Origin of the sequence: Stenotrophomonas sp. GD04054, assembly GCF_029836955.1 — a bacterium.
GTDB lineage: Bacteria > Pseudomonadota > Gammaproteobacteria > Xanthomonadales > Xanthomonadaceae > Stenotrophomonas > Stenotrophomonas maltophilia_A.
Map to the genome: position 1 here is coordinate 19,613 of NZ_JAOECR010000043.1, position 23,531 is coordinate 43,143.

20 protein-coding genes are annotated in these 23,531 nt (G+C 67.0%); 13 read left to right on the forward strand and 7 right to left on the reverse strand.

Going from position 1 to position 23,531, the window contains the following annotated elements; genetic code table 11:
• Window position 1 precedes the first annotated feature (1 nt).
• Window positions 2–790 carry an enoyl-CoA hydratase-related protein gene (locus N7573_RS17165; protein WP_032128789.1) on the reverse strand — a complete coding sequence of 263 codons (789 nt, stop codon included), beginning with the start codon at window positions 788–790 and terminating at the stop codon, window positions 2–4.
• A 119-nt stretch (window positions 791–909) separates the two neighbouring features.
• On the opposite strand from N7573_RS17165, the gene N7573_RS17170 reads away from it, so the two are divergent.
• From N7573_RS17170 to N7573_RS17180, 3 genes are read left to right on the forward strand one after another with little or no spacing between them, the layout of a single operon-like run.
• On the forward strand, window positions 910–1,164 hold the full coding sequence (locus N7573_RS17170) for a FeoA family protein (protein ID WP_032128790.1): 255 nt from the start codon (window positions 910–912) through the stop codon (window positions 1,162–1,164).
• Entirely contained in the window at window positions 1,161–3,026 is a 1,866-nt protein-coding gene (feoB, locus tag N7573_RS17175) for a ferrous iron transport protein B (protein WP_279913340.1), read from the forward strand. The genes N7573_RS17170 and feoB overlap by 4 nt, the downstream gene beginning before the upstream one ends.
• Complete coding sequence (locus N7573_RS17180) at window positions 3,026–3,280, forward strand: DUF6587 family protein (protein ID WP_197616170.1); 255 nt, start codon at window positions 3,026–3,028, stop codon at window positions 3,278–3,280. The genes feoB and N7573_RS17180 overlap by 1 nt, the downstream gene beginning before the upstream one ends.
• Window positions 3,281–3,349: 69 nt before the next feature.
• Here N7573_RS17180 and N7573_RS17185 read toward each other — a convergent pair whose 3' ends face one another.
• The 4 genes from N7573_RS17185 to N7573_RS17200 form a co-directional block, all read right to left on the reverse strand.
• On the reverse strand, window positions 3,350–3,811 hold the full coding sequence (locus N7573_RS17185; RefSeq protein WP_279913339.1) for a DUF4304 domain-containing protein: 462 nt from the start codon (window positions 3,809–3,811) through the stop codon (window positions 3,350–3,352).
• Between the two features lie 116 nt (window positions 3,812–3,927).
• Complete coding sequence (locus N7573_RS17190) at window positions 3,928–4,509, reverse strand: NAD(P)H-dependent oxidoreductase (RefSeq protein WP_279913338.1); 582 nt, start codon at window positions 4,507–4,509, stop codon at window positions 3,928–3,930.
• A 55-nt stretch (window positions 4,510–4,564) separates the two neighbouring features.
• Entirely contained in the window at window positions 4,565–4,960 is a 396-nt protein-coding gene (locus tag N7573_RS17195; RefSeq protein ID WP_279913337.1) for a MerR family transcriptional regulator, read from the reverse strand.
• A gap of 4 nt (window positions 4,961–4,964) precedes the next feature.
• A complete protein-coding gene (locus tag N7573_RS17200; RefSeq protein WP_049400121.1) occupies window positions 4,965–5,744 on the reverse strand; it encodes a 3-oxoacyl-ACP reductase in 780 nt (259 codons plus the stop codon).
• A gap of 72 nt (window positions 5,745–5,816) precedes the next feature.
• Between N7573_RS17200 and dapB the strand changes: the two genes are divergently transcribed.
• From dapB to recJ, 6 genes are all read left to right on the forward strand, one after another.
• Window positions 5,817–6,545 (forward strand): 4-hydroxy-tetrahydrodipicolinate reductase, encoded by a 729-nt coding sequence (gene dapB, locus N7573_RS17205; protein ID WP_279913336.1) that lies wholly within the window; start codon window positions 5,817–5,819, stop codon window positions 6,543–6,545.
• Window positions 6,546–6,853: 308 nt separating this feature from the next.
• A complete protein-coding gene (gene carA, locus N7573_RS17210) occupies window positions 6,854–7,981 on the forward strand; it encodes a glutamine-hydrolyzing carbamoyl-phosphate synthase small subunit (protein ID WP_005413213.1) in 1,128 nt (375 codons plus the stop codon).
• 148 nt (window positions 7,982–8,129) lie between these two features.
• Complete coding sequence (gene carB, locus N7573_RS17215) at window positions 8,130–11,372, forward strand: carbamoyl-phosphate synthase large subunit (protein WP_279913335.1); 3,243 nt, start codon at window positions 8,130–8,132, stop codon at window positions 11,370–11,372.
• Window positions 11,373–11,380: 8 nt separating this feature from the next.
• A complete protein-coding gene (gene greA, locus N7573_RS17220; RefSeq protein WP_026347191.1) occupies window positions 11,381–11,845 on the forward strand; it encodes a transcription elongation factor GreA in 465 nt (154 codons plus the stop codon).
• Window positions 11,846–11,849: 4 nt separating this feature from the next.
• Window positions 11,850–12,767 carry a phosphoglycerate mutase gene (locus tag N7573_RS17225; RefSeq protein WP_189719519.1) on the forward strand — a complete coding sequence of 306 codons (918 nt, stop codon included), beginning with the start codon at window positions 11,850–11,852 and terminating at the stop codon, window positions 12,765–12,767.
• Window positions 12,768–12,927: 160 nt separating this feature from the next.
• Window positions 12,928–14,685, forward strand: coding sequence for a single-stranded-DNA-specific exonuclease RecJ (gene recJ, locus N7573_RS17230; RefSeq protein ID WP_279913509.1), 1,758 nt, complete (start codon window positions 12,928–12,930; stop codon window positions 14,683–14,685).
• An 85-nt stretch (window positions 14,686–14,770) separates the two neighbouring features.
• Here recJ and N7573_RS17235 read toward each other — a convergent pair whose 3' ends face one another.
• Window positions 14,771–15,820, reverse strand: a complete 1,050-nt coding sequence (locus N7573_RS17235) for a DUF1176 domain-containing protein (RefSeq protein WP_279913508.1) — start codon at window positions 15,818–15,820, stop codon at window positions 14,771–14,773.
• 131 nt (window positions 15,821–15,951) lie between these two features.
• On the opposite strand from N7573_RS17235, the gene N7573_RS17240 reads away from it, so the two are divergent.
• Window positions 15,952–18,864, forward strand: coding sequence for a VIT domain-containing protein (locus N7573_RS17240; RefSeq protein ID WP_279913507.1), 2,913 nt, complete (start codon window positions 15,952–15,954; stop codon window positions 18,862–18,864).
• A 119-nt stretch (window positions 18,865–18,983) separates the two neighbouring features.
• Here N7573_RS17240 and N7573_RS17245 read toward each other — a convergent pair whose 3' ends face one another.
• Window positions 18,984–20,186 (reverse strand): acyltransferase family protein, encoded by a 1,203-nt coding sequence (locus N7573_RS17245; protein ID WP_279913506.1) that lies wholly within the window; start codon window positions 20,184–20,186, stop codon window positions 18,984–18,986.
• Window positions 20,187–20,361: 175 nt separating this feature from the next.
• Between N7573_RS17245 and N7573_RS17250 the strand changes: the two genes are divergently transcribed.
• From N7573_RS17250 to N7573_RS17260, 3 genes are all read left to right on the forward strand, one after another.
• Window positions 20,362–21,222 (forward strand): LytTR family DNA-binding domain-containing protein, encoded by an 861-nt coding sequence (locus N7573_RS17250; RefSeq protein ID WP_279913505.1) that lies wholly within the window; start codon window positions 20,362–20,364, stop codon window positions 21,220–21,222.
• A 70-nt stretch (window positions 21,223–21,292) separates the two neighbouring features.
• Window positions 21,293–22,418 (forward strand): peptide chain release factor 2 gene (gene prfB / locus N7573_RS17255; RefSeq protein WP_097048047.1). Its coding sequence is split into 2 segments (ribosomal slippage): window positions 21,293–21,367 and window positions 21,369–22,418, totalling 1,125 coding nucleotides; the frame shifts between segments, so codons are not numbered across the junction.
• Between the two features lie 225 nt (window positions 22,419–22,643).
• Complete coding sequence (locus N7573_RS17260; protein WP_279913504.1) at window positions 22,644–23,426, forward strand: helix-turn-helix transcriptional regulator; 783 nt, start codon at window positions 22,644–22,646, stop codon at window positions 23,424–23,426.
• The last annotated feature ends 105 nt before the right edge of the window (window positions 23,427–23,531 follow it).

Consider the following 23,531-nt stretch of genomic DNA (forward strand, 5'->3'; position numbering starts at 1 on the left):
TTCAGGCTTCCGTGACCCAGTGGGGCGCGCGCTTGTCGAGGAAGGCGCCCAGGCCTTCCTGGCCCTCGGCGGACACCCGCAGGCGCGCGATCAGGGCGGCATTATCGCGATCCAGGGCATCGCGGTCATGGCTGTCACGCACCTGCCGCACCAGCTGCTTGGCGCTGGAAGAAGCGATCGGGCCGGCCTTGTCGAGCAGGGCCAGCTGGCGTTGCACGGCCTCGTCCAGGCGTTCTGGCTCGACCAGCTGGTGGACCAGGCCGATGCGCAGCGCGGTGTCGGCGTCGAAATGCTCGCCGGTGGCGAACCAGCGCCGCGCCTGGCGCGGGCCGATGGCCTCGATCACGTAGGGCGAGATCACCGCTGGCAGCAGGCCGAGGCGGCTTTCGGTCAGGCCGAAGCGGGCCGCGGTGCTGGCGATGGCGATGTCGCAGCAGGCGACCAGGCCGACGCCGCCACCGAAAGCCGCGCCGTGGACCCGGGCCAGGGTCGGCTTGGGCAGCTCGTCCAGAGTGCGCATCAGCCGCGCCAGGGCCAGCGAGTCCTCGCGGTTGTCGGCCTCGCTGGCGGCGGCCATGCCACGCATCCACTGCATGTCGGCGCCGGCCGAGAAGGAGGCGCCGTGGCCGGCCACCACTACCGCGCGCACCGCGTCGTCGCGTCCGGCGGCTTCGAGGGCGGCGGTCAGCCGCGCTATCAAGCCGGCGTCAAAGGCATTGTGCAGCTCGGGCCGGTTCAGCCAGAGGGTGAGGACGGCGCCGCTGCGCTCGATCTGCAAAGCATCGTTCATGGGATTCCAGGGTCACTCCATACCTGTATGGATCATAGCGGGCCATTGGTCATGGGCCATGACGCGACGCGGGAATGTTAGAATCGAGAACCATTTACATCCAGCAGAGAATGCGCTAGATGACGCTGTCCGAACTGCCGCTGCACGCCTCGGCCGTGGTCGAGTCCGTGCAGGACCTCCATGCCAACGATGCCATCGCCCGTCGCCTGCGCGAGCTGGGTTTCGTGAAGGGCGAGGAAGTGCGCCTGGTGGCCAAGGGCCCGGTCGGTGGCGAGCCGCTGCTGGTGCAGGTCGGGTTTACCCGGTTTGCGCTGCGTATCAGTGAAGCCAAGCGCGTCGTGGTCGACGCCAACCGCCAGGAGCGTCGCGCATGACCGCTGCAACTTCTACCGCGCCCCTGCGCATTGCGCTGGTCGGTAACCCCAACAGTGGCAAGACCGCGCTGTTCAACCAGCTGACCGGCAGCCGGCAGAAGGTTGCCAACTACACCGGCGTCACCGTCGAGCGCAAGGAAGGCCGCCTGCGCGCGCCGTCCGGCCGCGAGTTCGCCGTACTCGATCTGCCAGGTGCCTACAGCCTGCACCCGGCCAGCCTGGACGAGGCGATCACCCGTGACCTGTGCCGGGGCTTCTACCCGGGCGAGGCTGCACCGGACGTGCTGCTGTGCGTGATCGACGCCACCAACCTGCGTCTGCACCTGCGCTTCGCGCTGGAACTGCGCGAGCTGGGCAAGCCGATGGTGGTGGCCCTGAACATGGTCGATGCGGCCCAGCGCCGCGGCATCCAGGTGGACGTGGCCGCGCTGGAGCGCGAACTGGGCGTGCCGGTGGTGGAAACCGTGGCGGTGCGCAAGCAGGGTGCCAAGGCCCTGGTCGAGCGCCTCGATGCGATGGTGCCGCACCTGGATGCGCCGGTGCCGGGCCCGGAAGGTGGCATCGACTATCACGCCAAGGTGCGCGAGATCCTGTCGGTGGCCGTGCGCATGCCGGCGCGGACCGCGAAGATCGACGACGCGCTGGACCGCTGGCTGCTGCACCCGGTGTTCGGCCTGATCAGCCTGGCGGTGGTGATGTTCCTGATCTTCCAGGCGGTGTATGCCTGGGCGACACCGTTGATGGACGCCATCGAGGCTGGTTTCGCCTGGCTCGGCGCCTTCGTCGGCAGCGTGCTGCCGGAAGGCCCGCTGGCCAGCCTGCTGACCGACGGCATCATCGCCGGTGTGGGTGGCGTGGTGGTGTTCCTGCCGCAGATCCTGATCCTGTTCTTCTTCATCCTGGTGCTGGAAGAGTCCGGCTACCTGCCGCGAGCAGCATTCCTGCTCGACCGCATGATGGCGGCCGCCGGCCTGTCCGGTCGTTCGTTCATCCCGCTGCTGTCCAGCTTCGCCTGCGCGGTGCCGGGTATCATGTCCACGCGCAGCATCCAGGACCCGCGTGACCGCCTGGCCACGATCCTGGTCGCGCCGTTGATGACCTGCTCGGCGCGGCTGCCGGTGTACGCGCTGCTGATCGGTGCGTTCATTCCGCAGAAGACGGTGTGGGGCGTGTTCAACCAGCAGGGCCTGGTGCTGTTCGGCCTGTACGCGGCGGGCATCCTCAGTGCGCTGGCGATGTCATGGATCATGAAGAAGTGGCGCCGCGACAAGAGCGAGCACCCGCTGATGCTGGAGCTGCCGTCGTACCGCCTGCCGCATGTGCGCGACCTGGCAGTCGGCCTGTACGAGCGCGGCATGATCTTCCTCAAGCGCGTCGGCGGCATCATCCTGGCGCTGACCATCCTGCTGTGGGTGCTGCTGTCGTTCCCGGCGGCGCCGGCTGGTGCCACCATGCCGGCCATCGACTACAGCTACGCCGGCCAGATCGGCCATGCGATGGCGGTGTTCTTTGCGCCGCTGGGCTTCAACTGGCAGATCTGCATCGCGCTGATTCCGGGCCTGGCCGCGCGCGAAGTGGCAGTGTCCTCGCTGGCCACCGTGTACGCGCTGTCGGCGGCCGATGATGATGCCGCCAGCCAGGCGCTTACCCCGCTGATCAGCGACGGCTGGTCTCTGGCCACCGCGCTGTCGCTGCTGGTCTGGTACATCTACGCCCCGATGTGCATCTCGACGCTGGCCACCATCAAACGCGAGACCAATTCGTGGAAGACGATGGCCTTCTCGGCGTTCTACCTGTTTGCTGCGGCCTACGTGGCGGCGCTGATCACCTACCAGGTGACCAAGGCGCTGGGAGGCGGCTGATGGACCGTGGACTGCTGCTGCAGTACCTGATCATCGCGGTGGCCGTGCTGGTCAGTGCCTGGGTGGTGCTGAAGAAGCAGTTCCCCGGCACCGTGCGCAAGCTGCGCGGGGCGCTGGCGTTGGCCCTGCTGAAACCCAGCCGCGCCGCCTGGCTGCAGGCGCTGGGGCGGAAGATCGCACCGCCGCCTAGCGGAGGCGGTGGTGCCTGTGGCGGCTGCGACAGCTGCGGACCGACGCCGCCCAAGCAGCACTGAATGTGTCCTGGTAGGTGCGAACCTTGGTTCGCACGCTCCTGGAGTCCATCCACGCATGGCGTGGATCTACTAGACCTCTCTGCGGATGAGCGCGCGGAAGTTCCCGTCCTGATTCAGTCGCCGCACCGACTCCCGGTTTCCATGGGTTGCCGCGAAGCCCGCCACGTCGGCAAGGGCATCGAGCAGCAGGCCTTTGAGCCCGTCGCGGTTTCCGGCCTCCAGCAGATCATCCAGATCCTGCTGGATGAACGCCCGGCGCAGGCCCGGCGTTTCTTCGATCCGCCAGTCGACATGGGGCGTGGGAATGCTGGAGCGGTACCTGAAAGCTGTTTCAAGATCGTCAGGTGCAAGGGGATACTCGAGCAGCTCTGGAAAGTAGAGCCCGGCATTCACATAGAAGCCCCGGCTTTCGCTGGCGCGTTGGTGATTGACGACAAGCAGGGCGGCATCCAGCAAGCGGTAGCGGGTCGTCGACGTGCCGGAAAAGCCGGTCTTCCTGGCGCACTTGCTGAAGACAGTCGAGGATTTCATGGGCTTTGCCTGGGCCGTAAGAAGTGCCCACAGCCTTGAGGCACGGTGCCTGGCGGTCAATTGGCAAACGCGACACATGGAATGTGGCCGGCATTTCATCCACGCATGGCGTGGATCTACCTGGCGCGTGAACCCAGCTCTGCTGCCAACGCCAGCCACTTGCTGCGTTGTGCTGGGGTACTGCTGCGCACCGCACCGAGACGGCTGACCCGCACCGGGCGGATGCCGCAGAATTCCAGAATGGTGGCGCGGATCTGGGTGATGCCCGGGTCGCGGTAGATCCAGCGGTAGTACCAGGGCGGCGTATCCAGCGTGGTGATCACCCGCGCGCTGCGCCCGGCCAGCAGCCGGTCCCACCACACCGAATCGCGCCGGTAGCGGAAGGCGTACCCCGGCAGCAGCGCGCGATCGAAGAAGCCCTTCAACAACGCCGGCATCGCGCCCCACCAGGTCGGGTAGACCAGCACCAGGTGATCGCAGGCCTCGATCGCATCGGCGGCGTCCTGCAGATCGGCTTCCAGTGGCTGGATCTGGCGATAGCCATGCCGCAGCACCGGATCGAACTCGAGTTCACCCAATGCGATCAAGCGCACCCGGTGGCCGGCATTCTCGGCGGCGGTGGCGTAGCGCTGGGCGAGGGCGCCGCACAGGCTGTCGCGGTCGGGATGGCCGAGCAGGATCAGGATGGAACGGGACACGGCAACCTCGGGCAATGGAAAGTGCGCGAGGCTGCGGTCTGCCCCAAGGGCAGAGTCAAGCCTGGGTCGTGCAGCCGCTGGGTTCCAGCACGCAGTCATTGCTGCCGGAGAGCAGCCACTGCTGCAGTTCGTCGCTGACCTGCTGCAGGTCGAGCTCGACCTGCGCCAGCCGTGCCCGCTCGCTGGCAATGCGGCTGCGCTGCTGCTCAAGCAGGGTCAGCACTGCCTGCCAGTCGAGCCGCCCGTCGCGGCCCTGCAGGCGCGAGATTGCCGTCAGCGTGATACCCAGCCCCAGCGCCTGGCGGATCAGCTGCACCCAGGCCACGTCCTGTTCGCTGTAGTCGCGGTAGCGGTTCAGTCGTGGCACCGGCGGCAGCAGGCCGCGCGCCTCGTACAGTCGGATGGCCTTGGCGCTGGCACCGGTCAGGCGGCTGACCTCGGAGATGCGCATCGGCTCAGTCCCGCACCAATCCGCCATCCACCACCAGGTTCTGGCCGGTCACCGCGCGTGACCACGGGCTGGCGAAGAACAGCGCGGCATCGGCGAATTCGGCCGGGGTGGTGACGCTGCGCAGCGGGGTGTTGGCGGCGATGTAGTCGAACACCGCTTCGGGCGTGGCGGAACTGGCATCGGTGGTGCGCAGCAGGCCGCCGGACAGCATGTTGACGGTGATGCCGTGCGGGCCGAGGTCGCCGGCCAGTGTGCGGGTCAGCGACAGCAGTGCGGCCTTGGCGGCGGTGTAGTCGTGGTAGGGCACGACCGGGTTCTGGAACAGGTTGGTGCCGATGTTGATCACACGGCCGAAGCGGCGGGCCTGCATGCCGGGCAGGGCGGCCTGCACGGTGTTCAGCGCGCCGCGCACGCTGCCCTCGAACTGCGCCTGGAAGGCCGGCCAGCCGATATCGGCGGCGCCGTCGCGGGCATCGCCATTGAACGAGAACGCTGCGAGTGCGTTGTTGACCACCGTGGTGACGCCCTGGCCGAAGTGGGCCAGGGCGTGCTGCAGCATCGCATCGACCTGGTTGCGATCAGTGACGTCGGCAGGCAGTGCGATTGCCTGTCCGCCCAGCTCGGCGGCCAGCGCTCGAGCGGTGCCTTCGCTGCGGTGGTAGTTGACGATGACGCGCGCACCCTGCGCAGCGAAGGCGCGGGCGATGTGCTTGCCAAGGCCGCGGCCGGCGCCAGTGACCAGCACCAGCTGTTCGCTGATCTGCATGAAGGAGCTGCCATCCATTGCATGAAAGGGCATGCAGCGTAGCAGCGATGGCGCTTGCCGGAGCGGGCGTGCTGCCGCTAGCCTGCAGGCATGAACCAGACTCCCCTGCGATTGCTCATTCACGGTGCCTCCGGGCGCATGGGCCAGGCCCTGCTGCGGCTGGCCGCCGAACATCCCGAAACCCTGCAGATCGTGGCTGCGGTAACCGGCCGTGCGCCGACCCAGCGCGTGGTCGACGGCGTGCCGTTCTTCGCGGCCAGCGAACTGCCTGGCGCGCCGGTGTTCGATGTGGCGATCGACTTCAGCCTGCCGGAGGGCTTCGACCCGATGCTGGCGCTGTGCGTGGAGCGGGGTGCGGGCCTGGTCTCGGGCACTACTGGCATCTCCAGCCCACAGCGGCAGGCGCTGGAGGCCGCGGCGGCGTCCATCCCGCTGGTCTGGGCGTCGAATTTCAGCCTGGGCGTGGCGGTACTGGACGAGCTGGTCGAGCGCGCGGCGCAGGCGCTGGCCGGTTGGGACTGCGACATCGTCGAATCGCACCACACGCAGAAGAAGGACGCGCCGTCGGGCACCGCGCTGACCCTGGGCGCGGCCGCGCAGCGGGGCGGGGCGGAGCCGCATTACGCCAGCCTGCGTGCCGGTGACATCGTCGGCGAGCATCTGGTGCAGTTCACCGGACTGGGTGAGCGCATCGAGCTGGTGCACCGGGCCACCAACCGCGACATCTTCGCCCGCGGCGCCCTGTTTGCCGCCCGCCAGCTGCAGGGCCGCGCCCCGGGTAGCTACCGGGTGCGGGACCTGCTGGACGGCCCCCGGTAACGGTCCAGGCCGATGGTAGATGCCAACCTTGGTTGGCAGGCTTTCCGGGAAGCGCCAACCAAGGTTGGCGTCTACCAGGGTCATGGCGGCCCGCATACGCCGCCGGATTGAAATGAATGCGCAATCGCCTGTTCATGAAGTGCGATAACCGCTGGCGCGAGCGCCCCGGCAGCGCTACAATTCGCACTCGCCGAATCACGAAAGCCGGACCGGTCCCAGACCGCACGTCCGCGCTTTTTTGCAACCGGATTTCCGTGAAGCGCAGGCGTGACTTCGGCAGCCCCCTCGGTAGCCAAAGTGAGATTCCCGTGACCCAAGCCGCAATCCTCGTCCTCGAAGACGGCACCGTATTCGAGGGCGAATCCGTAGGCGCGCCCGGCCTGTCCGTCGGTGAGGTGGTGTTCAACACCGCCATGACCGGTTACCAGGAAGTGCTGACCGACCCGTCCTACGCCCGGCAGATGGTCACGCTGACCTATCCGCATATCGGTAACACCGGCATGACCGACCAGGACAATGAAGCGTCCAAGGTGTGGTCGGCCGGCCTGATCGTGCGCGATGTTCCCCGCCGTCCCAGCAACTGGCGCAGCCAGGTGTCGCTGCAGGACTGGCTGATCCAGCGTGGCGTGGTCGCCATCGCCGGTATCGACACCCGCAAGCTGACCCGCATCCTGCGCGAGAAGGGCGCGCAGAACGGTGCGCTGATGGCCGGTGACATCGACGTGGAAAAGGCACTGGAAGCTGCCCGCAAGTTCCCGGGGCTGAAGGGCATGGATCTGGCCAAGGTCGTCACTACCGAGAAGACCTACACCTGGACCGAGGGCCAGCTGGACCTGGATGCCAACGCCTTCGTCAGCGTGCCGGCCAAGTACAAGGTCGTGGCCTACGATTTCGGCGTGAAGACCAACATCCTGCGCATGCTGGCCGAGCGTGGCTGCGAAGTGACCGTGGTGCCGGCACAGACCCCGGCCGCCGAAGTGCTGGCGCTGAAGCCGGATGGCGTGTTCCTGTCCAATGGCCCGGGTGACCCGGAACCGTGCGACTACGCCATCGAAGCGATCAAGACCTTCATCGACGTGAAGATCCCGACCTTTGGCATCTGCCTTGGCCACCAGCTGCTGGGCCTGGCCTCAGGCGCGCAGACCATGAAGATGGGCCACGGCCACCACGGTGCCAACCACCCGGTGCAGGACCTGGACAGCGGCCGGGTGATGATCACCTCGCAGAACCACGGCTTCGCGATTGATGAAGCGACCCTGCCGCCGACCCTGCGCGTGACCCACCGCTCGCTGTTCGACGGCACCAACCAGGGTGTCGCCCGCACCGACGTGCCGGCGTTCTCGTTCCAGGGCCACCCGGAAGCGTCGCCGGGCCCGACCGATGTCGGCCCGCTGTTCGACCGCTTCGTGGTGCTGATGGAGCAGGCCAAGGCGTGATCAGTACGCCGCCGGCCCCCCGGTGGCGTCGCGATGGACCGTAAACCCCGCAACGCTGCTGCCGCTGGCGCGGCGCTGCGGATCAAGATTCCTGATCGACAGCGTGCGATCACCCCCCTTGTCACGCTGTACTGACTTAGAGAAGAAAATGCCCAAGCGCACTGACCTCAAGACCATCCTCATCATCGGTGCTGGCCCGATCGTCATCGGCCAGGCCTGCGAGTTCGACTACTCCGGCGCCCAGGCCTGCAAGGCCCTGCGTGACGAGGGTTACCGCGTGGTGCTGGTCAACAGCAACCCGGCCACGATCATGACCGACCCGGAGATGGCCGACGCCGTCTACATCGAGCCGATCAACTGGCAGACGGTCGAGAAGATCATCGCCAAGGAAAAGCCCGATGCGCTGCTGCCGACCATGGGTGGCCAGACCGCGTTGAACTGCGCGCTGGACCTGGCCGACAACGGCGTGCTGGAGAAGTACAACGTCGAGCTGATCGGCGCCAAACGCGAAGCGATCCGCATGGCCGAAGACCGCGAGCTGTTCCGCGTTGCCATGGGTGAGATCGGCCTGGAATGCCCGACCGCCGCCGTCGCCCATACCCTGGACGAAGCGCTGGAAATCCAGACCCGCGTCGGCTACCCGACCATCATCCGCCCCAGCTTCACGCTGGGCGGCAGCGGTGGCGGCATCGCCTACAACCGCGAAGAGCTGGTCGAGATCGTCAGCCGCGGCCTGGAACTGTCGCCGACCACCGAAGTGTTGGTGGAAGAGTCGGTGCTGGGCTGGAAGGAGTTCGAGATGGAAGTGGTCCGCGATACCGCGGACAACTGCATCATCGTCTGCTCGATCGAGAACCTGGACCCGATGGGCGTGCACACCGGTGACTCGATCACCGTGGCGCCGGCGCAGACCCTGACCGACAAGGAGTACCAGCGCCTGCGCGATGCCTCCATCGCCGTGCTGCGCAAGATCGGCGTCGATACCGGTGGCTCGAACGTGCAGTTCGGCATCAACCCGAAGACCGGCCGCGTGGTCGTCATCGAGATGAACCCGCGCGTGTCGCGTTCCTCGGCGCTGGCCTCCAAGGCCACCGGCTTCCCGATCGCCAAGGTCGCCGCCAAGCTGGCCGTGGGATACACCCTGGACGAACTGAAGAACGAAATCACCGGTGGCCTGACCCCGGCCTCGTTCGAGCCGTCGATCGACTACGTCGTCACCAAGATCCCGCGTTTCGCTTTCGAGAAGTTCCCGGCTGCCGACGCCCGCCTGACCACCCAGATGAAGTCGGTGGGCGAGGTGATGGCGATGGGCCGTACCTTCCAGGAGTCGGTGCAGAAGGCGCTGCGTGGCCTGGAAACCGGCAAGGTTGGCTTCGACCCGACCGGCCTGGACCTGAGCAACGAAGAAGACCTGCAGACCCTGCGTCGCGAGCTGAAGGCGCCGGGCCCGGAGCGCCTGTTCTTCGTCGCCGATGCGTTCCGTGCCGGCATGAGCGTGGAAGAGATCTACGCACTGTCGTTCATCGACCACTGGTTCCTGGACCAGATCGAGGAAATCATCGCTGCCGAGGCTGAAGTCGCTGCTGGTGGCATCGACGCGCTGGACGCTGCACGCCTGCGCAAGCTGAAGCGCGCCGGTTTCTCCGACGCACGCCTGGCACAGCTGACCGGCACCAACGAAGCCGCCATCCGCGCGCTGCGTCGTGCGCACAAGGTGCGCCCGGTCTACAAGCGCGTCGATTCCTGCGCCGGTGAGTTCTCCACCGGCACCGCCTACCTGTACTCGACCTACGAGGACGAGTGCGAGGCCGCGCCGAGCAACCGCGACAAGATCATGATCCTGGGCGGTGGCCCGAACCGCATCGGCCAGGGCATCGAGTTCGACTACTGCTGCGTGCACGCGGCACTGGCGCTGCGCGAGGATGGTTTTGAAACCATCATGGTCAACTGCAACCCGGAAACCGTGTCGACCGACTACGACACCTCCGACCGCCTGTATTTCGAACCGCTGACGCTGGAAGACGTGCTGGAAATCGTCGAACTGGAACAGCCGAAGGGCGTGATCGTGCAGTACGGCGGCCAGACCCCGCTGAAGCTGGCGCGCGCGCTGGAAGCCAACGGCGTGCCGGTGATCGGCACCAGCCCGGACTCCATCGACCTGGCCGAAGACCGTGAGCGCTTCCAGCAGCTGGTCGACAAGCTGGGCCTGAAGCAGCCGCCGAACCGCATCGCCCGCAACGACCAGGAAGCCCTGCTGCTGGCCCGCGAGATCGGCTACCCGCTGGTGGTGCGCCCGAGCTACGTGCTGGGCGGCCGTGCGATGGAAATCGTCTACGGTGAAGCCGACCTGGCCCGCTATGTGCGCGACGCGGTGAAGGTGTCCAACGATTCGCCGGTGCTGCTGGACCGCTTCCTCGACAATGCCGTGGAGTGCGACGTCGACATCATTGCCGATGCCCAGGGCAACGTCCTGATCGGCGGCGTGATGGAGCACATCGAAGAAGCCGGCGTGCACTCGGGCGATTCCTCGTGCTCGCTGCCGCCGTACTCGCTGTCGGCTGAAACCCAGGCCGAGCTGCGTCGCCAGGTGGTGGAACTGGCCAAGGCCCTGAACGTGGTCGGCCTGATGAACACCCAGTTCGCGATCCAGACCAGCGATGAAGGTGCCGACACCATCTACCTGCTGGAAGTGAACCCGCGTGCTTCGCGCACCGTGCCGTTCGTGTCCAAGGCCACCGGCATGCCGCTGGCCAAGATCGCCGCCCGTTGCATGGCTGGCAAGAGCCTGGCCGAGCAGGGCGCGACCAAGGAAATCGTGCCGGACTACTACTCGGTGAAGGAGGCGATCTTCCCGTTCGCCAAGTTCCAGGGCGTCGACCCGATCCTCGGGCCGGAGATGCGCTCCACCGGTGAGGTGATGGGCGTCGGCCGCACCTTCAACGCTGCCTTCGCGCGTGCGCAGGAAGCCGGTGGCATCAAGGCACCGCCGGTCGGCAAGGCCTTCGTCTCGGTCCGCGATCCGGACAAGAAGCGCGTTCTGCCGGTGGCCAAGGCGCTGCTGGCGCGTGGCTACAGCCTGGTCGCCACCCGTGGCACCGCCGCGTGGCTGCAGCAGCACGGCATGGACTGCGAGATCATCAACAAGGTGGTCGAAGGCCGTCCGCACATCGTCGACTCGATCAAGAACGGCGAGATCGTCTACATCGTCAACACGACCGAAGGTCGTTCGGCGATCAACGACTCGTTCTCGATCCGTCGCGAGGCGCTGCAGCATCGCGTCACCTACTCGACCACCATCGCCGGCGCCAAGGCGCTGGTGGATTCACTGGAATTCCGCGGCACCGGCCCCGTCTGGTCGCTGCAGGAGCTGCACAAGGAGTTGAATGCATGAGAGCCCCCATCACGATGAAGGGCGCGCAGAAGCTGCGCGACGAACTGGATCACCTGAAGTCGGTCAAGCGCCCGAAGGTCATTGCGGCCATCGCAGAAGCGCGTGAGCATGGCGACCTGAAGGAAAATGCCGAGTACCACGCCGCGCGCGAGGAGCAGGGCTTCATCGAAGGCCGCATCAAGCAGCTGGAAGGCGAGCTGTCGCACGCCGAGATCATCGACGTGAGCAAGCTCAATGCCGGCTCGAAGGTGGTGTTCGGCGCCAGCGTGACCCTGGCCGACGTGGAAACCGACGAAGAGAAGAAGTACCAGATCGTCGGTGACCTGGAAGCGGACATCAAGCTGGGCCTGATCGCCATCTCTTCGCCGGTGGCGCGCGCGATGATCGGCAAGCTGGAAGGCGATTCGATCGTGATCGACGCCCCGGCAGGCCAGCGCGAGTACGAGATCGTCAGCGTCAGCTACGTGGACTGACCCGGTGGCAACGGCGACCCTGCTGTTGCCCGCGCGCAGCCGCTTTGCCGCGGCTGCGCTGCCTGATGACGTGGCGCGTGCCCTGGGCCGCGCCAACGCCTCGCAGTTCGAAGCCGGCGAGCGGGCACAGCTGCAGCGCCATTTCACGGTCGCTGCGCCGCACTGGCCGGTGGCCGCACTGAGCCGCCAGCGTGACGTCGGCGATGCTGCCGGCGCGTGCTGGCTGCGTGCCGATCCGGCCTGCATGGTGCCGGACATGCACGGCGCGCGGATGATGGCCTACGGCGAAACGTTGCGGCCGACGCTGGCCGACTGCCTGGCCCTGCTGCCGGTGCTGCAGCCCTTGTTCGCCGATGCCGGGTTCGTGCTCGACGCGCCCGACCCCTCGCGCTGGTACCTGCGGCTTCCGATCGACCTGGCCCTGCCGGACTTCGACAGTCCGGACGAGGTGCTGGGCGATGACCTGTTCTCGCACCTACCGGAAGGCGAGGGTGGCCGCCGTTGGCGGGCGCTGATGACCGAGGCGCAGGTGCTGCTGCACAATCATTCCTGGAACCAGCAGCGCGCCGCGCAGGGACAACAGCCGATCAATTCGCTGTGGTTCTGGGGTGGCGGCGTGATGCCGGTGTCGGTCAGTACGGCGCATGCGCAGGTGCGCAGTCGTGATGCCCTGCTGCAGGGCCTGGCTCTGGCGGCAGGCGTGGCCGTGGATGGCGAGCAGGCGGTGGATGCACTGGTCGACCTGCGCCAGCTGCGCTCTTTGCAGCAGCTCGGCAATGATGCGATCCGTCCGCTGCTGGCCGCGCTGAAACGTGGCGAGCTGCAGCGGCTGGTGCTGGATTTCGAGGATGGCCTGCAGTTCCAGCTGGATCGTGGCCAGCGCTGGCAGTTCTGGAAGAAGCCGCGGCAGCTTCACGATTGAGCGGGGTCAGATCCGTTTCCCATCGGAAAACGGCTCTGACCCTGGACGTTTGCCGGGGTTGCCGGCCAGCGGCCGGCACTACCGCAGGAGCCGGGCGCAATCCCGCCAGCCTTTCCCACGCGCGGTATCATCCCTCTGTCTTTCGTAACCGGCGATGCCGATGTCCCTTGCCGCCGATGCCGTGCAGCCCTCCTCTGATACGCCGACTATCCGCCGCCGCGATGCGGTTGCGCCCGCCAACTGGCCGGAGGGCACTCTGCCGTTGCTGGCGCGGCTCTACGCCAGTCGCGGTGCCGGTACCCCGGAGCTGGCGCTGCCGAAGCTGGGCAGCCTGCATGCGCCCGAGCTGCTGACCGGCATCGATGATGCGGTGGGACTGCTGGTCGAGGCCATCGCCAACGACAAGCGCATCCTGGTGGTCGGCGATTTCGACTGCGATGGTGCTACCGCCTGTGCGGTCGGTGTGCGCGGCCTGCGCATGCTCGGCGCGCAGCATGTTTTCCACGCGGTGCCGAACCGCATGGTGCACGGCTATGGCCTGTCACCTTCACTGGTGGAGGAGCTGGTCGCGCTACAGCCGGACCTGCTGGTCACGGTCGATCACGGCATTGCCTGCCACGCGGGCGTGACCGCGGCCAAGGCGCGTGGCTGGCAGGTGCTCGTCACCGATCACCATCTGCCGGGCCCGCAGCTGCCGCCGGCTGACGTGATCGTTGATCCGAATCTGGACGGCGACGCCTTCCCCAGCAAGTCGTTGGCCGGTGTCGGCGTGATCTTCTACGTGCTGATGGCGCTGCGCCGGCAGATGCGCGAGGCCGGCGTCTTTGCCGATGGCAAGGGGCCGGACCTGACCACGCTGCTGGACCTGGTGGCGGTCGGCACCGTTGCCGACCTGGTGGCACTGGATCCGAACAACCGTGCGCTGGTCAGTGCGGGCCTACGCCGTCTACGCGCAGGGCAGGGCTGTGTCGGCCTGCGTGCGCTGATCGAAGCCAGTGGCCGTGATGCCGCGCGACTGACCGCCACCGATATCGGCTTCGCACTCGGCCCGCGCCTGAACGCGGCGGGCCGGCTGGAAGACATGGCGCTGGGCATCGCGCTGCTGCTGACCGAAGACCCGCGCCAGGCGCGCGAGATCGCGCAGACGCTGGAGCAGATCAATTCGGAACGGCGCGCGGTGCAGCAATCGATGACCGATGATGCCGAGCAGGCGTTGACCCGCGTGGTGCTGGACATGGCCGGGCAGCGCCCGGTGGCGGCCTGCCTGTTCGATGCCGATTGGCACCCGGGCGTGGTCGGCCTGGTCGCGTCGAAGATGAAGGATCGCCTGCATCGCCCGGTGATCGCCTTCGCGCCTGCAGAACCCGGTGCCGACACGCTGCGTGGCTCGGCGCGCTCGATTCCCGGCCTGCACATCCGTGACGCACTGGCGCTGGTCGATGCGCGGCATCCGGGTCTGATCGAACGTTTCGGTGGTCACGCCATGGCGGCCGGCCTCAGCCTGCGGCTGGATCACGTCGATGACTTCAAGGCGGCCTTCGTGGCTGTCGTGCTGGAAATGCTCGACCCGGCGGCACTGCAGCAGCAGGTGCTGAGCGATGGCGAACTGGCCGCCGACGAGCTGGATCATCGCCACGCCGATGCCCTGCGGTTGGCCGGACCGTGGGGCCAGGGCTTCCCCGAACCGCTGTTCGATGGCCACTTCGAAGTGGCCAACTGGCGCGTACTGAAGGAGCGCCACCTGAAGCTGGAACTGCGCCTGCCGGGCGTGCCTGGCACGATCAATGCGATCCATTTCGGCGGCTGGCACGGCAACGCACCCGGCCGTCATGTGCATCTGGCCTATCGACTGGCCTGCGACGACTATCGCGGCGGCAGCGCCATCCAACTGATCGTCGAGCACTGCCTGCCTGCATGAGAAAAAGGGGACGGAGGGGATTAAGTCGCTTGTGCCTTGTTTGCCACTTGCGACTTAATCCCCTCCGTCCCCTTTTTCTGTGGCGTCAGCGGACCTCGCTGACCAGCATCGGCAGTTCCCAGGTGCCACCGGGCACGCCCCGGCATAGACCTGGCGCCACCTCCGACGTCGCGATGAAGTTCGTCCCGTCCCACGTCCAGGCTGCGTGCGACATGCAGTCAGCGAGGCCGCGGCCCTTCTGCGCGGCAATGATCTGGCCGTCGGCGTAGTCGATCGCATCGCTGGTCACCCATTGCGCCTGGAACGGCGCCTGCGGGCGCGCGACCCAATAGCCATCGCCGATGTTGTAGGCCCCGCGCCAACACGGGACCGTGACCAGCACATGCTGCGCGTCCAGGCGCTGGACCTGCAGCGGGGAGTTGCTGAGCGGAACGTCGGCGTCGGTTTCCTGCAGGCCCTCGCATCTGTCGTCCTCCAGCGTGGCGCGCAGTGCCGCGCGCAGGGCGGGTGAGGCGGCCAGCCGAGCAAACGCGGGATCATCCGGAGTCGAGTCCAGGGTAGCGGCCTTGCGTACAACCGGCACCGGAAGTGCGGCGGGAACGCCGGACTCAGGCGTGCTGCCCCTGCGCATCACGGCGCCGGGCGTGCCGAGGCGGCCCTGGTACTCATCGATCTTCAGCAGTACCGCTGCGGCACCCTTGTCCGACAGCGGCCAGCGATGGCCAGCGTCATCGGTCACGCTGATTCCTCCATCGCGTACCAGTGCGGACAACAGTGCGCTGGTCTGCGCGGCATTCAAGCTGTGCGTGCCTTCGCCCTTCACGGGAGCCAGTACGCCCAGGTCCTGGCGCTGGATGCGCAGATGCAGCGCGCCCTTGGGCTGGGTCTGGCCTTCTTCCGGCTGCAGCGTCAGGCGGCCCTGGATGGCCTGATCCGGGCCGCCCTTGCGGGTGAGCAGCACACTCAGGGTGCTGCCATCGTCGGTGGCGTAGCCGGCGGCGCGGCAGGTCAAGGTGTTGTCACAGGCCACGACCCAGTCGTGGTGCTGGAAATACAGACTCTTGGCCGGAGCCGCAGCAAGCGCTGTCAGGGGGCAGGCCAGTGCCAACAGAGTGGCCAGCAGGGGCAATCGCATCGGCATCCTTGCGCGTGTGGGAGCGTGGGGCATGGTGCCTGTGGATGGGGGCAAAGAAAAGCCGCGCACGGTCCAACCCCATTCCGGGTGTCCGTGCGTTCAAATGTCCACGATCCCACTGGAGCCCTGTCATGGTCTTCGTCCGTTGCTGCGCTGTGTTGTTGCTGGCCCTCGCGGCTGGGCCTGTCGGCGCTCAGGCGCCACGTATTGCCAGGCCGCAAGCCACCACCCCGCTGTTGATCGCGCCTGCCGCCGAACAGCCGGTGCAGCTGCAGCGTGCCCGCATCGAAGGCGAGGTCCAGGCCGGCATCGCCCAGACCAGGATCACCCTCGAATTCCACAACCCGAACCGACGCGTGCTGGAGGGCGAGCTGCAGTTCCCGCTGGCCGATGGCCAGCAGATCAGCGGCTTCGCACTGGACATCAACGGTGAACTGCGTGACGCCGTGCCGGTGCCCAAGGACCGTGGCCGCCAGGTGTTCGAGGAAATCGCCCGCCGTGGTGTGGACCCGGGCCTGCTGGAACAGACTGCCGGCAACCAGTTCCGCCTGCGTATCTATCCGCTGCCGGCCGGTGGCAGCCGGCGCGTGCAGCTAGTGATTCGCGAACCGCTGGCCTTCGCCGGCCAGGGCTGGCAGTGGACGCTGCCGCTGCAGTTCGCCGCTGGCGCTGCATCGGTTGAGCTGAAGCTGCAGGCGCCGGAAGCGGCCACCGCAGGTTCGGCCCCATTCCGCATCAATGCGGGCCAGCTGCACTGGCAGGGCAAGGGCGCGCAGTTGCCGACGCAGCTGCAGTGGAGCCTGCCGGCGGCACGTCAGGCGCAGGTCCAAGTGGCGCCCTGGCAGGACGGGCACTACCTGTTGGCGCAGCTGCCGGTGGCAGTCAGTCGCACGCCGCGCACACTTCCCAGCGAAATCGGCCTGCTGTGGGACGGTTCCGGTTCGGCGGGCCAGCGCGATCGCACACGTGAGTTCGCCTTGCTGGATCGCTATTTCGCAGCGCTGGGTGACGGCACGGTGGCATTGACCGTGCTGCGTGACCGTGCCGAACCGATGCGTCGCTTCCGTGTCCGTGCAGGCAACTGGAGCGAGCTGCGTGCAGCACTCCAGGCCGTACGTCCCGACGGTGCCAGCGCGCTGGCGCAGTGGCAGCCGCAACCGAGCGTGAAGGAGTACCTGCTTGTCAGCGATGGTCTGCTGACCTATGGGCCGGAAGCACTGCCAGCACTCGCACCGCAGCAGCGCCTGTTCGCGGTCAGCAGTGCTGGTGCGCGAACCGATGTAGTGCGCCTGCGCGGCTGGAGCGAAGCGCATGGCGGTCGCTTTGTCGCGCTGGGCAAGGATGTTGATGCGGCCGCTCGCGAACTGCTGTCGTCGCCGTTGGACGTGCAGGTCGATGCGGGCCGTGGCGTACAGGATGTTGTGATCGATCGTCGCAGCGAGGCCGAAGGCTGGCTATGGCTGCATGCCCGCCTTGCGGCGGACGGCGTGCCGATGCGGGTGCGCGTGGGCGGTGGTGAATGGCAGGCGCTGCCGGCAACGCAGAAGAGTGACGACGGTGAGCTGCTGGCCGGCTTGTGGGCGCAGGCCCGTCTGCAGCAACTCGGCGCCGACCGCCGAGGCAGCCGCGAGGCAATGCAACTGCTGTCGCAGCAGTTCGGCCTGGTCGGACCGGACACCTCGCTGATCGTGCTGGAGACTCTGGAGGACTACCTGCGCTACGCGATCCGCCCGTCCGCCAAACTGCGCGCCGAGTACGATGCCCGCTTCGCACGGCAGGTGAGCGATCGCGCCGCTGCCGATCGCCAGCGCCTGGACCAGGTTGCCGCACGTTGGAAGGAGCGCCAGCAGTGGTGGAACCGAAGCTGGCCGAAGGGAGCGCCTCCGCAGTTGAAGGGCGGGGCGCTGGAAGTTGCATCCGCGGATTACGCGATGGACTCGGCGCCGGTGGCGATGCTCGCTGCGCCGGCCCCCGCGGCACCGCCCGCGCCGGCACCGATGGCCGCCGCTGCCGAGCAGCGCATGGAAGCCAGCAGCGCGCGTGCACGTCGCTCAGCGTCCGCATCGAACAAGGCCCTGGATTCAATCACGGTCACTGGTGGTCGTGTCGCTGCGCCCGCTGCCGCCAACAATGGGGAGCTCGGCATCCAGCTGGCGGCGTGGCAGCCGGATTCGGCCATCGCCCGGCGCCTGCGCCAGGGCCCGGCGTCGCAACTGTATGACCGCTACCTGGCCGAGCGCGATGCACACGCCGACAGCAGTGCGTTCTTCCTCGACGTGGCCGACCTGCTGCTGGAGCAGGGCCAGCGCGAACTGGCATTGCGCGTGCTGTCGAACCTGGCCGAGATGGACCTGGACAACCGCCACCTGTTGCGTGTGCTCGGCTACCGGCTGATGCAGGCCGATGCCCCGGCACTGGCGGTGCCGGTGTTCGAGCAGGTGCTCGCGATGGGCCAGGAGGAACCGCAGAGCTTCCGCGATCTGGGCCTGGCACTGGCGGCTGCGGGCAAGCCGCAGCAGGCGTTGGCGCCGCTGTACCAGGTGGTGGTGCGGCCGTGGGACAACCGCTTCGACGGCATCGCCCTGAGCGCATTGGACGAGCTGACCAACCTGGTGGCACGCAGCACGCCACGGCTGGATACCCGCAGCATCGACCCACGCCTGCTGCAGGCGATGCCGCTGGACCTGCGCGTGGTGCTGTCGTGGGATGCCGACAACAGTGACATGGACCTGTGGGTGACCGACCCGAACGGCGAGCGCGCCTACTACGGCAACCGCCTTACCTACCAGGGCGGGCAGATGTCGCAGGACTTCACCGGCGGCTACGGTCCTGAGCAGTTCTCGCTGCGCAACGCCAAGCCCGGCAAGTACAAGGTGGAGGCGAACTACTTCGGCAGCCGCCAGCAGCTGGTGACCGGTGCGACGACCCTGATGCTGCGCCTGACCACGCACTGGGGCACGCCGAAGCAGAAGGACCAGATGGTCACGATGCGGTTGAAGGATCGTGCCGAGACGGTGCTGGTGGGCGAGTTCGAGGTGAAATGATCGATCCCGGGCTTTTGTAGAGTCGAGCTTGCTCGACTGCCTCAAGGTGGAGCCGAGCCCATGCTCGGCTCACGGCAGAAGCAGCCGAGCGCGGGCTCGGCTCTACAACGGCACCGAACTCAGCGCGCCGTTGCGGCGCGTGCAATCGGCGACGCTGGCGGATCGGCACGGAGGCCGAACAGCGGCCGCAGCCAACGCGAGCGGCGGATCAGCAGCTCGTGGATCAGCAGGCAGCCGCCGATGGTACCGGCCAGCAGCAGGGCCGGTTCCATCCACGGGCCCAGTTGCAGTGGCTTGAGCCAGAACAACAGCACGATGATCAGGCTCTGGTGCAGCATGTACCAGGGATAGATGGCCTCGGTGCAGTACCGCAGCCAGCGGAACGGGCGATCAAGGAAGACCTTTCCCCAGCCCAGGATGGCCAGCAGCGCGGTCCATACGTACAGCGACTGGCTGGTTCGGACCTGCAGGTCCCAGAACGGTTCGGGCCATTGCCGCAGGAGGGAATCGGCCGCCAGCACCTGGCCAAGGATGCGCAGGCCCATGTACCAGCCGACCGCCGCCAGCGCCAGCCACACCGTGGTGCGGCGCAGGGCGACCACCCGTTCCCAGAACAGTGGCTCGCGACCCAGCAGGTAGCCGGCCAGGAATACTGTGGCGTACTTCGCGTGCTGGTACCAGTCGCCGAGCAGGGCATTGGTGGACGGATAGATCGGCTCCAGCCAGATCACCCAGGCCAGCAACAGGGCGAACGGAATGCCAATCAGCAGAGCGGGCGAGGCTGCAACGCGTGCCATCGCGCCGCGCACTACTGTCGTTCCCAGCAATGGCATCAACAGGGCCAGCGCCAGGGTGTAGTTCCACAGGTAGGCCAGGTACCACAGGTGGTTCCAGGTGATGCCGTACTGCCAGCCGGCGAAGCTGCCTTCCGGCCATGGCCGCACCTGCCAGTAGCGCAGCAGGAAGTGGCCGAAGCCCGGCGCTACATGGCCGTTGGCCACGCCTTCGCAGTACGGCTGGCTCGGTACGATCACGAACATGCCGAACAGCAGGGGCAACAGCAGCTTCCAGGTGCGCAGGCAGGCGAAGCGCAGCAACCTGCATTCGGGTCGCATCAGTGCGATGGCGATGCCCGAGATCAGGAACAGCAATGACATCCGCCAGCGATTGACGAACACCATCGGCCACTGCAGCCATTCGGCCGTGTGCACGCTCTTGAGGTGGAAGCCCCAGTCGTCCACATAGGCCATGGAGGTGTGATAGAGGATCAGCAGGGCGAAGGCGAACACGCGCAGGGCGTCGATGTCGTGGCGTCGGGTCATGGGGGTGGTGTGCCGGAGAGTCGAGCCAAGGTGACGCCGCCCGGTCCGAGCAGCGACTTCCAAGGGGCCGCCGGAAGCCGCGCAGTGACCAATGGCGGGAGTGGTGGGACCAATGGAGCCGCTACCCTCGGTCCCTTGAGGCAGGCTGGAGCACCGCAACGACATGGATGCAGCAATGACCCAGGGCCGACCACCGCGCTGGCGCACGTCAACCCGCCTGCTGGTATGGGCGGCCATCCTGTCCGCTTCAGCAGTGACCAATGCGTTGGTGGAAGTGATGGATGCCGGTCGCCGTGGTGCCGATCTGGGTTTGTGGGAGCCGGTGATCTGGGAGTTCAGCAGCCTCGTCCCGATCCTGCTGACCCTGCCGCTGCTGTGGCGGGCCTGCGAGCGTTGGCCGCTGCATGCCGATACCTGGAAGCAGCGATTGCCGCTGTATCTGCTGGCCAGCGTCGGCTGGTCGCTGCTGCACGTGGTGGGGATGATGCTGCTGCGGCACCTGGCCTATGGAGCGCTGGGCTATCGGTACCAGGACGATGCCGGCTGGCTGGAGCGTTTTGCGTACGAATACCTGAAGGATGTACGCACGTTTGCGATGTTCGTGGCACTGGAGCACTTTGCGAGCTGGTTTGGCCGGCGCCGGCAGGGTGAGGCGCACCTGCTGGCCGAGCCCGATGTCGGCCCGCCGGTGGAGCCGGTCGAGCGCCCCCAGCACTTCCTGGTGCGCAAGCTGGGCAAGGAGTTCCTGGTCGCCACCGCCGACGTGGAGTACGCCCAGGCGGCGGGGAACTACGTGAACCTGCGGGTACGCGGCCACGACTACCCGCTGCGGATCACCATGGCGGTACTGGAACAGCGGCTGGACCCGGGCGAGTTCCTGCGTCCGCACCGCAGCTGGCTGATCCATCGGGGCCAGCTGCGCTCGATCGAGCCGCTGGACGGCGGCGAGGCCCTGCTGCACATGGCCGACGGGGCGAAGGTGCCCTGCAGCCGGCGCCAGCTACCGCTGCTGCGGCAGGCGCTGGGGGCAGGATGAGGCCCTCATTCCGGGCATCCCCGGCCTGCGGTATCATTACCAGTCATCTTTTGAATGCATAACCGCCGACATGATCGAACTGAATCCTGTCCGCCAGCGCATCACCGATCTGACCGATCGCGTGCTGTCGCTTCGGGGGTATCTTTGACTACGACGCCAAGAAAGAGCGTCTTGAAGAAGTAACGCGGGAGCTGGAAAGCCCCGACGTCTGGAACAACGCCGAATACGCCCAGAACCTGGGCCGCGAGCGTTCCAGCCTGGAAAAGACCGTGGGCGGCATCGCCTCGGTGCTGGACGGCCTGGCTGATGCCACCGAACTGCTTGAGCTGGCTGAGTCCGAACAGGACGAAGACACCGCGCTGGCCGTGGTCGCCGACCTGGACAAGCACCAGTCGCACGTCGAGAAGCTGGAGTTCCAGCGCATGTTCTCCGGCGAGATGGACAATGCCGCTGCGTTCGTCGACATCCAGGCCGGTGCCGGTGGCACCGAAGCCCAGGACTGGGCCGAGATCCTGCTGCGCATGTACCTGCGCTGGTGTGAATCGCGCGGCTGGAAGACCGAGCTGATGGAAGTCTCCGGTGGCGACGTCGCCGGCATCAAGTCGGCTACGCTGCGCGTGGAAGGCGACTATGCCTACGGCTGGCTGAAGACCGAGACCGGCGTGCACCGCCTGGTGCGCAAGTCGCCGTTCGACTCGGACAACCGCCGCCACACCAGCTTCACCTCGGTGTTTGTGTCGCCTGAAATCGATGACAACATCGACATCACCATCAACCCGGCCGACCTGCGGACCGACGTGTACCGTTCGTCCGGTGCCGGTGGCCAGCACGTGAACAAGACCGAGTCGGCGGTGCGAATCACCCACATCCCGACCAATATCGTCGTGGCCTGCCAGACCGGCCGCAGCCAGCACCAGAACCGCGACAACGCGATGAAGATGCTGGCCGCCAAGCTGTACGAGCTGGAGATCCAGAAGCGCAACGCCGAGAAGGATGCCGTGGAAGCCACCAAGTCCGACATCGGCTGGGGCAGCCAGATCCGCAACTACGTGCTCGACCAGAGCCGTATCAAGGACCTGCGTACCGGCATCGAGCGTTCGGATACGCAGAAGGTGCTGGACGGCGACCTCGACGAATTCGTCGAAGCCAGCCTGAAGGCCGGCCTGGCCGTGGGCTCCAAGCGCGTCGATGCCTGATCGACGTGCCTGCGCGGAGATCGTCACCCTCGCGCGCAACGCCGAGGGTGGTTGAACCGTTTTTGTGTAGAGCCGAAGGCAGCGGCAGGAGCCGCTGCCAACGTCGCTCGCGACGGCCCGCAGGGTGCCGGTCAGGACGACCGGGCATAGCCATGCTCGGCTGCTTTTCGCGAGCTGGCGGACGCGTCGAGCATGGCTCGACGCTACAAAGGGTAGGACGGGCCGATGATGCGCAGCGAAAGTGAACGTAAGGAACTCGGCGGCTTCCTCAAGGCCTGCCGTGCCCGTGTCGACCCCGCCACGCTCGGCCTCCCGGCCGGGCGCCGGCGTACCCCGGGCCTGAAGCGCGAGGAAGTCGCACTGGCGATCGGCGTCAGCGTCAGCTGGTACACCTGGATCGAGCAGGGTCGCGAAGTGCGCGCCTCGCCCGAGGTGCTGGAGCGGCTGGCGCAGGTGCTGCGCATGAGCGACGACGAACGCGCCTATGCGTTCGCGCTGTCCGGCTACGGCGTGCCACTGGAATCTCCCGACGAAACGGTGACCGATGGCCTGCGCCAGCTGGTCGAAGCGATGCAGCCGATCCCGGCTTACGTGCGCAATACCCGTTACGACATCCTGGCGTGGAACCCGGCCATCGCCGAGCTGTTCGTGGACTACAGCCAGCTGGCGTCACATGAGCGCAACACGCTGCGGCTGATGTTCCTGTACCCGCCGTACCGCACGCTGATCCTCAACTGGGAAGAAATGACCCGCGGGCTGCTGGCCGGCTTCCGCGCGGCGATGGCGCAGGCGCCGGACAAGGCCCCGTTCCTGGCGCTGGCCGAGGACATCGCCGCGCACAGCGAGGAGTTCCGCCAGTGGTGGCCGGAGCACGACGTACGCCGGTTCGACGAAGGCGCGAAGAAGCTGAACCACCCAACGCGCGGGTTGCTGGACCTGCAGTACGTGGCGCTGGTGCCGGAGAGTCGGCACGACCTGTCACTGGTTACCTACCTGCCGCGTAGGTAGGGGGTTGTTCGGCAGGGCTTGCAGCCCTGCACCTGCAGAGGCTGAAGCAACGGCAACAGCAACAGCGGGCATTCCGTGGGATGGCGGGGCGGTGTGGGTTGGCAG

Excerpts from the sequence above, each read along its gene's own strand:
- N7573_RS17185 (WP_279913339.1), bottom strand. The coding sequence starts at position 3,811 with ATGAAATCCTCGACTGTCTTCAGCAAGTGCGCCAGGAAGACCGGCTTT.
- N7573_RS17250 (WP_279913505.1), top strand. The coding sequence starts at position 20,362 with ATGACCCAGGGCCGACCACCGCGCTGGCGCACGTCAACCCGCCTGCTG.
- N7573_RS17165 (WP_032128789.1), bottom strand. The coding sequence starts at position 790 with ATGAACGATGCTTTGCAGATCGAGCGCAGCGGCGCCGTCCTCACCCTC.
- N7573_RS17260 (WP_279913504.1), top strand. The coding sequence starts at position 22,644 with ATGATGCGCAGCGAAAGTGAACGTAAGGAACTCGGCGGCTTCCTCAAG.
- N7573_RS17170 (WP_032128790.1), top strand. The coding sequence starts at position 910 with ATGACGCTGTCCGAACTGCCGCTGCACGCCTCGGCCGTGGTCGAGTCC.
- N7573_RS17195 (WP_279913337.1), bottom strand. The coding sequence starts at position 4,960 with ATGCGCATCTCCGAGGTCAGCCGCCTGACCGGTGCCAGCGCCAAGGCC.
- N7573_RS17180 (WP_197616170.1), top strand. The coding sequence starts at position 3,026 with ATGGACCGTGGACTGCTGCTGCAGTACCTGATCATCGCGGTGGCCGTG.
- carB (WP_279913335.1), top strand. The coding sequence starts at position 8,130 with ATGCCCAAGCGCACTGACCTCAAGACCATCCTCATCATCGGTGCTGGC.
- N7573_RS17200 (WP_049400121.1), bottom strand. The coding sequence starts at position 5,744 with ATGGATGGCAGCTCCTTCATGCAGATCAGCGAACAGCTGGTGCTGGTC.
- recJ (WP_279913509.1), top strand. The coding sequence starts at position 12,928 with ATGTCCCTTGCCGCCGATGCCGTGCAGCCCTCCTCTGATACGCCGACT.
- N7573_RS17245 (WP_279913506.1), bottom strand. The coding sequence starts at position 20,186 with ATGACCCGACGCCACGACATCGACGCCCTGCGCGTGTTCGCCTTCGCC.
- N7573_RS17235 (WP_279913508.1), bottom strand. The coding sequence starts at position 15,820 with ATGCGATTGCCCCTGCTGGCCACTCTGTTGGCACTGGCCTGCCCCCTG.
- dapB (WP_279913336.1), top strand. The coding sequence starts at position 5,817 with ATGAACCAGACTCCCCTGCGATTGCTCATTCACGGTGCCTCCGGGCGC.
- N7573_RS17240 (WP_279913507.1), top strand. The coding sequence starts at position 15,952 with ATGGTCTTCGTCCGTTGCTGCGCTGTGTTGTTGCTGGCCCTCGCGGCT.
- feoB (WP_279913340.1), top strand. The coding sequence starts at position 1,161 with ATGACCGCTGCAACTTCTACCGCGCCCCTGCGCATTGCGCTGGTCGGT.